At 47.4% G+C, this 14,748-nt stretch carries 10 protein-coding genes; all 10 read right to left on the minus strand.

Features of this window, described 5'->3' with window-relative positions:
- Window positions 1-56 precede the first annotated feature (56 nt).
- The 10 genes from PMI05_RS31200 to PMI05_RS26595 all read right to left on the minus strand — a co-directional run bounded on the left by PMI05_RS31200 (window position 57) and on the right by PMI05_RS26595 (window position 14,661).
- Entirely contained in the window at window positions 57-230 is a 174-nt protein-coding gene (locus PMI05_RS31200) for a hypothetical protein (RefSeq protein ID WP_007728597.1), read from the minus strand.
- A 90-nt stretch (window positions 231-320) separates the two neighbouring features.
- Window positions 321-1,571 (minus strand): enhanced intracellular survival protein Eis, encoded by a 1,251-nt coding sequence (gene eis / locus PMI05_RS26550; RefSeq protein WP_007728599.1) that lies wholly within the window; start codon window positions 1,569-1,571, stop codon window positions 321-323.
- 147 nt (window positions 1,572-1,718) lie between these two features.
- Window positions 1,719-3,155 (minus strand): MDR family MFS transporter, encoded by a 1,437-nt coding sequence (locus PMI05_RS26555; protein ID WP_007728601.1) that lies wholly within the window; start codon window positions 3,153-3,155, stop codon window positions 1,719-1,721.
- Window positions 3,156-3,297: 142 nt separating this feature from the next.
- Window positions 3,298-3,927, minus strand: a complete 630-nt coding sequence (locus PMI05_RS26560; RefSeq protein ID WP_007728603.1) for an NUDIX domain-containing protein — start codon at window positions 3,925-3,927, stop codon at window positions 3,298-3,300.
- A gap of 127 nt (window positions 3,928-4,054) precedes the next feature.
- The gene (locus PMI05_RS26565; protein ID WP_007728617.1) at window positions 4,055-5,629 is read right to left on the minus strand and encodes a glutathione ABC transporter substrate-binding protein; all 1,575 of its coding nucleotides are present in this window, start codon (window positions 5,627-5,629) and stop codon (window positions 4,055-4,057) included.
- A gap of 835 nt (window positions 5,630-6,464) precedes the next feature.
- Window positions 6,465-7,685: an amidohydrolase family protein gene (locus tag PMI05_RS26570; RefSeq protein ID WP_007728620.1), complete on the minus strand. Its 1,221-nt coding sequence runs from the start codon at window positions 7,683-7,685 to the stop codon at window positions 6,465-6,467.
- A gap of 36 nt (window positions 7,686-7,721) precedes the next feature.
- Window positions 7,722-9,293, minus strand: a complete 1,572-nt coding sequence (locus PMI05_RS26575; protein ID WP_007728622.1) for a glutathione ABC transporter substrate-binding protein — start codon at window positions 9,291-9,293, stop codon at window positions 7,722-7,724.
- A gap of 99 nt (window positions 9,294-9,392) precedes the next feature.
- Entirely contained in the window at window positions 9,393-10,979 is a 1,587-nt protein-coding gene (locus tag PMI05_RS26580; RefSeq protein ID WP_007728623.1) for a glutathione ABC transporter substrate-binding protein, read from the minus strand.
- A 911-nt stretch (window positions 10,980-11,890) separates the two neighbouring features.
- Window positions 11,891-13,495, minus strand: coding sequence for a glutathione ABC transporter substrate-binding protein (locus tag PMI05_RS26590; RefSeq protein ID WP_007728624.1), 1,605 nt, complete (start codon window positions 13,493-13,495; stop codon window positions 11,891-11,893).
- Between the two features lie 653 nt (window positions 13,496-14,148).
- Complete coding sequence (locus PMI05_RS26595) at window positions 14,149-14,661, minus strand: GNAT family N-acetyltransferase (protein WP_007728625.1); 513 nt, start codon at window positions 14,659-14,661, stop codon at window positions 14,149-14,151.
- Between the last annotated feature and the right edge of the window lie 87 nt (window positions 14,662-14,748).

Consider the following 14,748-nt stretch of genomic DNA (forward strand, 5'->3'; position numbering starts at 1 on the left):
CTCATAGTGGGGAACACGCAAAAGAAAGAGCGCCTGTCACCTTGGCGCCTTTCTTTTTATTTTTTGGGCTTTCGATATTTGATCTCCTGCTCTTTCACCTGAAAGCGATTCCATAATTCTCTCTCATCATGTGTGATGGAATCATGCTTTTCCAGCCGGAAGAGGAGTCTAACGACCACCCAAACAATCAAAAGAAACGCAAAAAAGATAACCAGTGTAAGAAAGATCATAAAACCTGCCTCCTCCCATTTACTAACAACATATGGGAGGAAGCAAAATAAGATAACCAAATGTGTCAAAAACGTGACAAATCTTCTTTTCTAGAAGGTAGTCACACTTCGTGGCTTCTCAGGAACAGCGAACAGCCTATCCAAAATCGGAAGCTTTTCTGGAGCATCCAGCTCTAATTGGCCGAATTGATACAGTTTTCGGGCAGTTACTACCCCCATCACAAGCGAAGAAAAATCCGAAATATCTAGCTGCACCGAAACGTAAGGCTCCACTGCCTCGCCTAATTCCGGGCGTCCATCGACAAACTTGATGAGCCATGTTCCTTCATTCTCAGGCAGGAACGAATCGCGGATCGTCAGCTTTACATTTACCGTTTCCGAACCAAAACAGTGGTGGGACAGCTGACGGAAAAATCCCGGCACATCAATGATCCGATACATCAGACCGACTCCAGATACATGGCTCTCATGATAAATGCTCCACAATATCGAATCCGTTCCGTTGCCCGGATCAGATAGCAACAAGTGAAAATCTTCGTCCGGTGTCGTAAATTCGATCCGTTGAATCTGATCGGCCTGGCTACGCAGGAAAGAGAGCAGTTGTGCAAGTGCTTCGCGGTTCTCATACTGAAGCTCTCTTACTTCTATGTTGTTGAAGAGTTTGTTTTTCTCATGGGCGCTCTGGAACTGGAAAGCGAGATAGCCGCCAAGCCTCCCTTCCTTTTTGTAGCCAACGGTAACCATTTCAGGACCATCGAGGATTCTGTCCCACTCTCGATCTGTACGCTTGATCATGCCATGTGTTTGACGGGCGATTCGGTGATAGCAAGCAGACAGTTCTTCTTTATCCTCTTTTCCTATATAGACGATTTTGTCCTTGCCTACAAATGGTAGGCTGGACGGCTTGAACTTGTATTGGTGAACCTTGGTCCCCATTCCAAAACCCATTTGCTTGTAAAAATCAACACGAAACGGATAGAGCGAGACCAGCGAGATTCCCCGCTCCCGATAACTGGAAAGAAAACCTTGTAGCATCGACATGGCCACTTTTTCCTTTTTATGCAAAAGGTCTACGGCGACCATCCCAATACCGCCAGTCAAAAGCGGTGTACCATGAACATTCATAGGAAAATCGTACCATTTCATTATACCCGCTAGTCTTCCATCACGGTAGCATCCGTGGTAGCTGACATGTGGGTCGTTTTCGATCGTCTCCCTTACGCGTTCGGCAAATCGCTGTCTGCTCTCTGCACCCAGTAGATTGCTTCCAGGGTAGCTCATCGCTGCAATCCTAACGACCTCATCGATATCGTCAATTGAAACCGGTCGAATCTCCTCCATCGTCTCATGCACTCCTGTCAGCAAGAATTTGGGCATCTAGGAAAATAGTATCGATGAATGTAACAACTGGCAATATGAAGTTTGCATTTTTTGGAAAATTGTAACCAATTATTGAAAAAACGTCCGCACTCGGCGAACGTCTTCGAATTAGTGTGTCTGTTTGACTCGGCTTCCTTTTGCGATCACAAGCGCCAGAACAAAGCTGCCTATCGCAAGCACTAATGTGCCTGTGAAGACCACATGAACACCGCTAGCTAATAAGTCTCGGATCTGTGCCAGCTGTGCCACTGGAATCGATCCGTGTTCAAAGGAAGCTCCTAAATTCGTATGACCACTTGCTACAGTCACCATGTTGAACAACATTCCGAATACAGCTGCCCCGAAGGTCTGGCTAAATGTACCCGTGAATGTATTGAGGGCAACCGCTGTCCCCCTCTTGTCGACTGCAACGGACGATTGAATTTTTACCATGATGATCGGAGAAATGAGCCCCATTCCCAAACCAATTAAGCCTACAGCCACATAAATGAGGTATCCCGCTGACTGAGCGGACAGGAAGCTCAACAATGTTGTCGCTACGGTCAGAACGGCTGTCCCTGCGATAAATAGCTGTTCAGCTCGTAGCTTGCCTAACAAGTTCCCGGCAAGGATAGAGCCGATCGTCCAGCAAACTGGCATCGGTGTCAGGACAAAGCCAGCCATTGTCGCACTTTCTCCCAAGACTCCCTGGCTCCAGATCGGCAAGTACACCACCATGCTGATCACAATTCCATTGGTCAAGAGTGTCAGCAGGTTGGTCATGGCCACGTTTCGATTGGTAAAAAGCGAAAGCGGAATCAGCGGCTCAGGCGATTTCTTCTCCACCGATACAAACACCAGATAGGTCACCAAAGCAAATACGATCAAGGAAATCGTCACCGGACTGGTCCAGGATTGATTTTGGCTACCTGTTAACAAGGCATACAACAAGGCGATGGTCCCGAGCGAAAAAATAAGCGCGCCCGGATAATCGATATGGCGTTTTTCTTTGACGGAAAGCTTTTCCTTGTACAAAAAGACGAGCATGAAAAACGAAACGAGGCCAAAAGGCAAGTTAAGAAAAAAGATATAACGCCACGTCAGTGTATCGACCAAAAATCCTCCGACCAGCGGGCCTGCCACACCGGAAAGTCCCCATACAGCGCTAATCCAGCCCTGCGCTTTTGCTCTGGCAGTCTGCTCGGTGTACAAATCTCCGATGATGGTCATCGTAATCGGCATGACTGAGCCTGCACCCAAACCTTGAATGGCACGGAAAACAATGAGCTGCCACATCGACGTCGCCACTCCACAGAGCGTGGAACCTAACAAAAAGATACCAATACCGATTAACAATACGTTTTTTCGGCCAAATAAATCAGCCAACTTGCCGTAAATGGGAGCAGATACGGCAGTGGCAAGCATGTAGATGGCGTATACCCAGCTCACCTGTTCAAAGCCTGCCAAATCACTCGTAATACGTGGTACAGCTGTACTCACAATCGTTCCTTCCATCGCAGCAAGGAATGTCGAGAGCATTAGGGCAATCATAATCTGTAGTCTCATCTCGATCTCCTCTCTCTATCTACGCATGATCGCGAGCAGCAAAAAGCATTGTCTAGTATATCACATTAGAGAACAATCTTTCTCAGCCAACGAAAAACCTCGTCTTGTCGATGACAAGCGAGGCATTTTTTTCCGATCAGGGTTATCGATTAGCTGCCCGTAGTTTCACTGCTGTAAACACCTGCTGGTAATAATGCACTTCATGCGGAACAAAGTCAGCTTTGGCCGCGATCATCGCTGTATCTTTTTGCTCACCATTTTCCGTTAACAAAAATCCATTCACCTGCATCTGCCCGATCTCTCCCGCAAACAACCGCTCTAGCTCATGCAGACTGACCCAAAACAGCCCCGTGACTTCTTCTTCCTGTACACGGTACTCGTGTAAGAGTTGATCGCACTCATACAAAAATGTATGGCACATTTCCTTATCAATGATGGAGGGGGCAACCATTACATCACGAATCACGCCTAGCTTGTCCAATTCCTCAAAGCTCACCGACAAGCCCAGCTCCTCCTCCAATTCCCGTACGCCGTCACATGGCTGTTCCGAAGCGAGAAGATGACCGGCAGAGGTAATATCGAGCAAGTTCGGACAAGTATCCTTTTGTGGATGTCTTTTTTGGAACAACAATTCGATCTGGTCATCTACTACGCGATAAATCCAGCAATGAAAGGTTTGGTGCCACAGCCCCAATCGGTGTACTTCGCTACGCGCTTCTACCCCGATGTGCTGTCCTGCTTCGTCAAAAATGTCTAGCTGCTCTTCCTGCATGTTTTCCACCCCACGACTTGTCTCTTGCGCATTTCTTTTCCCCAAGTTACATTCCCGGTGCAGATCGTGAATTCCTCTCTATTGACGAAAGAAGGGACAGCGACAAACGCCATCCCTTCTATCACCATTAGTTGATCGATACTTCATCTAGCATCAAGTAGCCAACAGGGCTCAGCCAGAAGCCATTTACATTCTTGGATGTAACTGCCACATGGTCAATCGTGCGGATTGGAAGGATCGGTACTTCCTTCAGCTCGATTTCTTGCAGCTTTGCGTAAATTTCATTGCGTTTTTGTACATCTTTTTCCCGACGTCCTTCTTCAATCAGCTTGTCAACCTCTGGGTTGTTGTAGAACGCCATGTTACCTGCGCTGCCTTTCGAAGTGCTGTGGAAGACGTTGTACTGGTTGTAGTCGCCATCCCCTGTTGCATTGCCCCAGCCCCCGATGAACATCGCATGCTCACCATTGTCTGTGTGCTCCAGATACGCACCGTATTCCATTACTTTGATCTCCAAATCAATGCCGATGCCTTTCAGCTGTGACTGGATGACTTCTGCTACGTTCATGCGTTCTTTACGGTCATCTGTCACGATGGATGTTTTGAAGCCGTTCGGGTAACCTGCTTCTGCGAGCAGTGCTTTTGCTGCATTGACATCATACGAGTAATCCTGGAGATTCGGGTTGTAGCCGATTACTTTTGGGGACATCGAGGAAACAGCTTGTGTTCCTACATTGTTGTATACCCCTTGTACAATGGCTTGCTTTTCGATAGCATGCGCGACAGCTTGACGTACGCGTACATCATCAAATGGCTTCTTCTGCACGTTAAAACCGATATAATCCACACCCAAGCCTTCTGCACGCACCATGTTCATGCCAGGAGATGCCTGTGCACGCTCTACTTCCGTCACAGGAAGCTGGTCGCCGATGTGCGCTTCGCCTGCTTCGATCATCGCTACACGGGTCGTATCTTCTGGCACGACCTTGTACACTACTTCATCTACCTTTGGCTTTTCACCCCAGTAGGTATCATTTTTCGAGAGTTTCATATCTTGCCCCGGTGCCCACGATGTAAATTTGAAAGGTCCGGTTCCTACAGGCTGCTTCGCCAATGTATCGGAATGCTCGGCGATTGCTTTCGGGCTGATGATGCTTCCTTCAGAGCTAGCCAAGATGGAGAGCAGCGGTGCAAAAGGATACTCCAGCACGAAATGTACAGTCTTGTCATCCACGATCTTGATTTCTTTGATCATGGAGAAGTTGGATGCACGCGGTGATGCCACCTTTGGATCGAGTACACGTTCGAACGTCTTTTTCACAGCTTCTGCTGTAAAGGGTGTACCATCGTGGAACGTAACGCCCTCACGAAGCTTAAACTCCCATGTCAGGTCGTCGAGCTGTTTCCATTCAGTAGCGAGTGTAGGCTTGTACTCGCCGTTTTTATCACGCGACACCAAGCTCTCATACACTTTTCCATACACATAGTTTGCCGAAGGAATATTAGAGATGAAATGCGGGTCTAGATTGTTGGCGTCTGCCTTGCGGGCTACAATCAGGGTTCCCCCTTCTTTCGGAGCTTCTGCAGCAGTTGTATTCGTCGAACCGGATTGCTCCGAGCTCGCACCACCACATCCAGTCAGCGCAACACTAACCGTCAATGTCAGAGCCAACAAGGAACCGACCATGCGCGTTTTCTTCATTTGTGTCTACCCCCTGTAGAATACCGTCGAAAATTCTGAATGTATTTCTTATTTGCATTATACGGTAGATTTTCAACCGAACCTTTCAGCATCTTTACATCAATTTATAATATTTTTACTTTTATTTAATTTTGTATAGATAAAAAAGTGTGAAAATACACTCGATACCGTAGCTTTGGTGGAGAAGCGTTTTTCCAGTCTTCGCTTCGGCCTACGCCCCGCAAGGGGTGAAGACTGTCCGCTCCGGCATGAATGACGGGAGCCGCTTCAAAAGTGGTAGCCTCGATGACGTATTCGCACGTTGAAGCTAAAAACGCTCCCGTCATTCACACCTCCGCTCGGTCGGGCTCCAGAGGCGCTATGACTGGAAACACGCTTCTTTGGTGTAGCTTTTGCTGAATTTCCGATCTGTATATGAAAGACCATAAGAAAATTCTTGATGATTGTCCTTCAGTAGCATTCTAATGAATGGATTTGATATAAAAATCATTTATGGTTAGTTAAGTAATCTTTTATCATCTTGGTATTGCCTGCCTTTCAAGATGTTACAAAAGCTACGCCGGAAGAAGTGCATTTCCAGTCCAAGCGCCTCTGGAGCCCGCCCCAGCGCAGGAATGAATGGCGGGGAATTTCAGCTTCACTTATGAGATACTTCCTCGAAATTGTCGACGTTTGAAGCGCTCCCGCCATTCATTCCGAAGCGGACAGACTTCACCCCTTGCGGGGCGGAGGCCGAAGCGTAGATTGGAAATGCGCTTCTTCCTTCACTACAGCTACTATTACTAACAAATGAAAAATCCGACCTCCTTAAAGAAGATCGGATCACATTTCCTATTTATTGTCTCTGCCAAACCATCTTGCCCGAGAAAACCACCGCTTCCTTCGGAGATAGTCTAGCCACAGCCTCGGCGGAGCATTTGGCACGGACGAATACCGCATTTGCCTCATCTCCTACTTTTGGCCAAACCTGATTCCCAGCTTGGTCCAGTGGAGTCACGCCACCTGTAACGAATCCCAGTGCTCGCGATAGAGATCGCTCATCAATCCAACGGAACCGTTCAGCCAGACGATTGGCTTTTTGCAGCATATCTCCGGTTCCAAATGGGTCCCAGTGATCGGTGATGTTGTCATTGCCCAAACCAACATGGACGCCTTTGGCATGAAGCAATGGAATCGGGATGGTCGGCATATCAATGGGAACAGCTGACATGACAGCGATTTGCTGCTCAGCAAAAAGCTCCGCGACCTCTTCTGCCACAGCAGTCGGAACCTCTCCTAGCCCATAAGCATGACTGACAGTGACTCGACCTTGCCACCCCGCATCCTTCGTCATAGCAGCCAGTTTTTTCATAATATAAACACCCAAATGTCCAGGCTCGTGCAAGTGCAGGTCAACATCCGCATTCGCTTCCACCGCTATGTCCATCATCGTATCAAGAGATTTCTCGATATCATCGTCAAACGTGGCAGGATCGACACCACCGACGAAGCCGGCTCCATGCTTCATCGCCTCACGGACGAGGGAAACGGAATCACTGCGCAGCAAACCATGTTGGGGAAACGCGACAATTTCCCAGGAAAGTTTTTCACGGTAAGTTGCTAACGCCTCCAATGTGGCTTCCAGGTTTTTCAACCCGATGACCGGGTCAATGTTGCAATGGGTTCGCACGTGAGTAGCACCGTGTGATTGCACTAACTCCAGCAGCTTTTCTGCACGCTCACGAGCGACGGGAAGCTGGCGGGGCAGCAGTTCCTGCTCTTGTTCGATTCGAAAAAAACGATTGGGAGCAGGAAGAACGGCTTGCCACGGACCTCCATAAAATGTTTTGTCCAAATGAATGTGCATTTCCCGGAAAGAAGGAAGCATCAGTAGGCCTTGTGCATCCCACACAGATACCCCATCAGGTATATCAGAAGAAGCCGGTACGATTTTCTCCACGCAACCGTCCGTGAGCAAGACATGAAAACGCTCCGTCTTTGTTCCCGTCACGATGCCATTCGCCTCTTTATAACCACATTCCAGACTCGCATTTTTGATCCACAAGCTTTCTTTCATGCTCCGTCTCCATCCTTTTCTCTCTAAATGTTTGCGTTATTCAATCGTAATGCCATTGATCATCATGTACCCAGAAGGGCTGATCCAGAAGCCTTTGATGTTTTTCGCGACTGCAGCGACATGCTCAAGATTACGGATTGGGACGATTGGTGCTTCTTGCTTTTCAATCTCCAACGCCTTTGCATAGATTTGCTTGCGCTTTTCGGTATCCTGCTCGCGGCGCCCCTCTTCGATCAGCTTGTCCACTTCTTTATTCACGTAGAACGTTGTGTTTCCGCCTTTGCCCAAAGAGCTGGAGTGAAACAGATTGTACTGGTTGTAGTCAGCGTCACCAGTGGCGTTGCCCCAACCGCTGATGAACAGCTCTGTTTCACCGTTGTCTTCAGCATCCAAATAGGCTCCGTACTCAAGTACTTTTACCTCTACTTCAATGCCGATTCCCTTTAACTGGGACTGGATTACTTCCGCTGCATTAATCCGTTCCTTACGATCGCCTGTCCACAAGGTTGTCTTGAAGCCGTCCGGATAGCCTGCTTCTTTTAACAGGGCCTTCGCCTTGTTCGGATCGAACTCGTATCCTTTTAACGCCTCATCGTATCCAAGAACCTTCGGACTCATTGCGGAATTCGCTTTCGTTCCTACATCGTTGTACACACCTTTGATAATCGCATCGGTCTCAATCGCATAGTTGATCGCCTGGCGAACACGGGCGTCGTCAAACGGTTTTTTCTTGGTATTGAACCCGATGAAATCTGTCCCCAAGCCCTCTGTGCGGTACAAGCTCATATGAGGGGAATTACTGACGCGGTCAATTTCTGTCACTGGCAATGGTTCTGCGATGTGCGCCTCTCCCGTCTCTACCATGGCTACGCGTGTCGTGTCCTCTGGTACGACTTTGAAGACGGCCTTCTTGAATTTTACCTTTTCTCCCCAGTAGTTGTCATTTTTCACGAGTACGATCTCTTGGCCAGGTGTCCACGATTCGAATACGAATGGCCCTGTACCGACGGGATGTTTGCTCAGCTCCTTGCCATATTGCTCGATTGCTTTTGGACTAATAATGCTGCCTTCGTGGTTGGCGAGGATCGACAGCAATGGGGAATAAGGGTAGGCTAACTTGAAATGAACGGTGTAATCATCCACTACCTTTACTTCTGATAGCATCTTGAACTGAGACGCACGTGGAGAGGCGACCTTTTCATCGAGGACGCGTGCGAATGTTGCTTTTACCGCTTCGGCATTAAATGGCGTACCATCGTGGAAGTTGACTCCCTGACGCAGCTTGAACTCCCAGGTGACATCGTCCAACTGCTTCCATTCCGTGGCGAGCATCGGTTTGAACGCCATGTTATCATCTCGCTGGACGAGACCTTCGTACACTTTGTGATGGACCACACTCGCTGCATTGATCGCTGAAATAAAGTGCGGGTCTAGATTATTTGCGTCTGACTGCCGTGCAATCACCAGTGTCTGATCTGTTGCCGGAGCTTCCTTCGCTACCGGAGTCCCTGCCGCACCTTGCTCTGTACCTGATGAACAGCCTGTAAGCACGAGGCCAACGCTCAGGATACCTGCCAGCATTGAACCTAGCATCTTTTGTTTTTTCATAGACTCGCCCCCATTTTATTCCTCTTTGTATAATCAATCAGCATAGCTCGTTCCCAATGGGCGAAGCTATGCTGATCATGAAGCACTTTTCGTTGAAAATTATGGCAATGTTACATCGTCGATCTCAATGTGTCCTGCTGGGCTGATCCAAACTCCTTCTACACCTTTTTGAATCGCTGCGAGGTTTTCTGAGAAGCGGTATGGTACCATTGCGGCTTCGTCCATTTCGATTTGCTGTGCTTTTTCGTAGATTTGCTTCCGTTTTTCTTCGTCTTTCTCTTTGCGGCCTTCATCGATCAGCTTGTCCACTTCCGGATTGCTGTAGAAAGCGTGGTTGCCGGCTGCTCCTTGCGACTTCGTGTGGAACAGATTGTATTGGTTGTAGTCTGCATCGCCTGTGGCATTGCCCCAACCGCTGAGGAACAATTCTGTTTCGCCTTTGTTGGCTGCTTCAATATATGCTCCGAACTCTAGCACTTTCACTTCCAAATCGATATTGATTTGTTTCAGCTGTTGCTGCAACACTTCTGCCAAGCTAACTCGTGCCTTGTTATCATTTAAGTAAATAGTTGCTTTGAAACCGTTCGCGTATCCAGCATCCGCCAACAGCTTTTTGGATTTTTCCAGATCGTAAGGCAAGTCTTTTACATTCGGGCTGTAACCAACCATGGACGGGGTAATGGAAGAATGAGCAACCGTCCCGACATCGTTGTAGACCCCTTGAATGATGGTTTTCTTATCGATCGCATGTGCAATCGCTTGACGAACGCGTACATCATCGAATGGCTTCTTCGAGTTGTTAATCCCGATATGATCGCTAGCGAAAGCAGGATAACGACCAAGTGTCATACTCGGAGAATTTTTCACCCGATCGACTTCTGTCACTGGCAATTGCTCAGCTACATTCGCTTCTCCTGTCTCGACCATCGCGAGTCTGGTCGTATCCTCTGGAACGGTCTTGAAGACGACTTTGTCCAGATTCGGTTTGTCCCCCCAATAGCTATCGTTTTTCACCAGGACGACTTCCTGACCTGGTGTCCATGATTCGAATTTGTAAGGCCCTGTTCCCGTTGGATGCTTGGTCAAGTCTTTCCCATACTGTTCAATCGCTTTTGGTGACAAAATGCCACCCTCTGCACTGGCGAGCACGGACAGGAGTGGTGCGTATGGATAGTGCAGGATGAATTGAACCGTTGTATCATCCACGACCTTTACTTCTTTGATTGCTTCAAACAAATTGGCGCGGTTAGAGCCTACTGCCGGGTCTTGGACACGAGCAATCGTCTTTTTCACAGCTTCCGCATTGAATGGCGTGCCATCGTGGAACGTCACACCGGAGCGAAGCTTGAATTCCCATGTCACGTCATCGAGCTGCTTCCATTCAGAAGCGAGTGAGCCTACATATTTGCTTTCTTTGTCCATCCGAACAAGACCCTCGTATACCTTGTGATGAATGATGGCAGCGGAATTGATTTGCGTTAGAAAATGTGGGTCAAGGTTGTTCGCATCAGACAAACGGGCGATGACGAGTGTCCCGCCTTCTTTGCCGGCTGGTGCAGAAGCATTGGTTTGCCCGGAAGAATTGGTACTCCCTCCTGCTTCAGGTGCTTGTGAGCAGCCTGCCAACGCTGTAGACACCGCAACGGTCATGGCAAGCAGCGTCTGGAAAAAGCGCGTCTTTTTCATGTAGTTATCCCCCTCTTTTGTGAAAAACGTCTCCACGTTTTTCATAAATGTTGATGTGACCGCTTGCGGTCAAAAAAACGGCGTGACCGTTTTTTGCGCCAGATGTACTTGAATATTTTGACCATTCGCGCATATTTCATTTTACCCACTATTCTGGCATTGTATTTTCACTCTCTTTACTTGTATTTTCACTTTCTTTACTCTTTTTTTCAGTATTTCTACTTTTGTGCGAATAATGCAATAAAAATAGACTTGGAGTATATGTTGCTGTAGTGGTGTGGAGAAAACAGGAGAAAACGCTCAGCTTCTTGTCCCACCCGCTGGGTGATTCACTGTACGACTCCATGCAAAAAGCGAAACCGCGTCCAAAGTGGTCCTCTCAGGATGTGTTTCAGAGGTGGACGCTTAAGAACGTGTTTCGCTTTTTGCATTCCGTCTCGGTCGGTGTACCAAAGATCTTCGCTTCTTTCTCCTGTTTCCTCTACGAGCATTTTGTGTTTAACGAGCTTTTAAGACTTGAAAGAATGAAGAAAGACATCAGTTACGCCAGAGAAGAATATTTCCAGACGTAGCGACTTGTGGAGTCCTACCAAGCGGAGAAGGGATGAGCGGGCAAAAGAAACGCAACGTGCTCGCGCTACGAAGCGGCTACCACTTTTGCGTTTCCCCGCGAATCCCTTCGGAGCGGGCAGTTTTAGCCCCCAGCAGGACGGAGCCTGGAGCCTAGCCTGGAGCCTAGACTGGAAATATTCTTCTCCCCACCACAGCCACAATACTGACTTCGCCAAGATTTTTGGTGAAGCCTTCGTACTCAAAGGGCAAAAGTCTTCCATGTCGATATGAGTTTTTATAAATTCTTATCTACTAAAAAAAGACCCTCTCCATTTGTTGGAGAAGGTCTCAAGCGCCTGCTATTGAATCGTCACTTGGCTCACGTCAATGTACCCGGATGGACTGATGTACACACCCTGTACATTTTTTGCAATGGCTGCGAGGTTTTCACTGCTGCGGAATGGCAGCAACGGCACCTCCTCCATCTCGATTTGCTGCGCCTCTGCGTAGATTTCCTTTCGCTTCTCTGGATCTTTTTCCTTACGACCCGCTTCAATCAGCGCATCCACTTTCGGATTATTATAGAAGGAATGGTTGCCTGGCACACCTGCTGACGTGCTGTGGAAAAGGTTGTACTGGTTGTAATCTGCATCCCCGGTCGCATTGCCCCAACCACTAATGAACATTTGCGCTTCACCTTTTGCCGCCAATTCCAGATACGCGCCGAACTCCATCACTTGAATCTGCAAGTCGATGCCGATTCCCTTCAGCTGGGATTGCAGTACTTCTGCCACATTGATCCGTGCCTTGTTGTCATTGAGATAGATGGTTGCCTTGAATCCGTTGGCGTAGCCTGCTTCGGTGAGCAATTGCTTCGCTTTGTTCAAATCGTATTCCGGCGTTTTAATACTCGGGCTGTAGCCGATGACTTTTGGCCCTAATGACGAGATGGCTACTTTTCCGACATTGTTGTAAACCCCTTTAATAATCGCTTCCTTATCAATCGCATGGGCGATAGCCTGACGGACGCGAACATCGTCAAAAGGCTTCTGCTTGACGTTCATCCCGATATGGTCAACTGCAAATGATTCGAACCGTCCCAAAGACATGCTCTGCGAGTTCTGTACCCTTTCCAGTTCAGTGACTGGAAGCTGTTCTGCGACATGGGCTTCACCTGTCTCTACCATGGCTACGCGTGTCGCATCCTCAGGAATAGTCTTGAAAACGACTTTTTCCAGCTTCGGTTGGGTGCCCCAATACTTCTCATTTTTCACCATGACGATTTCTTGTCCAGGCGTCCATGATTCAAAGATGAACGGCCCCGTCCCAACTGGTTTCTTGGACAACTCTTTGCCAAATTCCTTAATCGCCTTTGGACTGATAATGCCACCCTCGGCACTTGCCAGTACAGACAATAGCCCTGCGAACGGATAATGTAAAATAATTTCTACCTTCAGTGGGTCAATGACCTTCACTTCTTTAATCATGCCAAACATGTTTGCTTTGGGAGTTGGATTGTCTTTGTCCAAGATACGGTCGATTGTCTTCTTCACAGCCTCAGCATTGAAGGGTTCCCCGTCATGGAAGGTAACACCGTCACGCAGTGTAAATTCCCAGGTAACATCGTCTTTTTGCTTCCATTCCTTTGCCAAAAGAGGTTTGTACTCGCTATTCCGATCCATCATGACCAAACCTTCATAGAGCTTGTGCTGCGTCACTGCCATGGAATTAATCTGGGTACTGAAATGCGGGTCCAGATTATTCGCATCGGACAAGCGCGCAATAATCAAGGTACCGCCTCCACCCGCTGCGGCCGATGAAGACGCGGGGCTAGTCGAAGCTTGATTGGAGTTGGACGCGGAATTCGTCCCACTGGATGTCTGACTGCCACCACAGCCTGCCAGGACTGTAGAAAGCAAGACGGACAGGGCGAGGATGGATCCTAGCATGTGCTTCTTCTTCACTGTGAATGCCCCCTTATTCTGGATGATAGAATGAAAAGAATATGACATGACTAAATATTACTAATTTTCTTACTATTAATCTTTTCAATATCTTTACCTTTCTTTTCATTTTCTTTACCATGTGGTTTTTGAATGTTCAAAATAACTCTATTGGAGCTACCTGCCATAGTGGAGGAGAAGAAAAAGCACAGGTCTCTTCGACTCTGACACGCCAGCAGGGGGGGATTCACTGGCCGTCTACACTTCAAAAAGGGGACCGTCGAGCCAAAGCCACCCTACGGGCGGATGTTTCTCAAGGAAGAAGTGTTCGACAAGCGTGGTCCCCTTTTTTAAGTTCCGACTGGGTAGGCGTTGTCAAGGTCTACGAGCCCTGTGCTTTTTCTTCTCACTAGCTTTGGCGTTTATCGGTAGCTTTTAAATCTTAGGAAGAAAAAAACCATCCCTCAAAAAGGGATGGTTTTTCGTTGATAATAATGTTTTAGACTGGAGTTGTTGATCCTACGCAGTTCTTGGGTAAAAAAACCTCCAGCCTCAGAATAATAAGTTTTAGACTGACCATAACAAATGAAACAGCGGCGACCGAAGACCTGAAAATAAAGTCTTAGACTCGCCGATGTTTTATTCAGCTATCGTTATCCGATAGTTGAAGACCGTTAGTTCCACTCTTCCCTCAAAATAGCGTAGTAATATTCATCCCACCATTCATTTTCATGGGGAATACATTTCTTGAAATAACCTTCTCGTCTCATTCCAATCTTCTCCATAACCCGATATGATGGAAAATTCTCTGGCTGACAAGTTGCAATTATTCGATGTAAATTCAGTTCCTCGAATCCATATTTCAATATGGCTAATGCTGCTTCAGAAGCGTAACCTTGATTGTGAAAGCTGGGATTGAACACCCACCCAATTTCATATGTATGCTCACCAAAATATTTATGAAAAACAATATGACCTATAAGCTTTCCATTATCCTTTAATACAACAGGGAAATTTTGGGCTTGTTCGCCGATGTTTTTCTTTATAAATTCTTTGACTGTCTCTTTGTTATCAACCCCTTCAGGTATATATTTCATAACACTTATGTTCGCAGTATATTCAAGAACTGTTGACCAATCCTCTAATTCAAAACTTCGGATTATCAATCTATCCGTAGTTACATACATTGCTTTCCCTCCAACCTTCATTAGCGCTATACTGCCCGTTCGTATTATGAGGTCAGCCAGTTTTTACTGGTTGACCATTTTTAATAT

Source organism: Brevibacillus sp. BC25, assembly GCF_000282075.1.
Taxonomy (GTDB): domain Bacteria; phylum Bacillota; class Bacilli; order Brevibacillales; family Brevibacillaceae; genus Brevibacillus.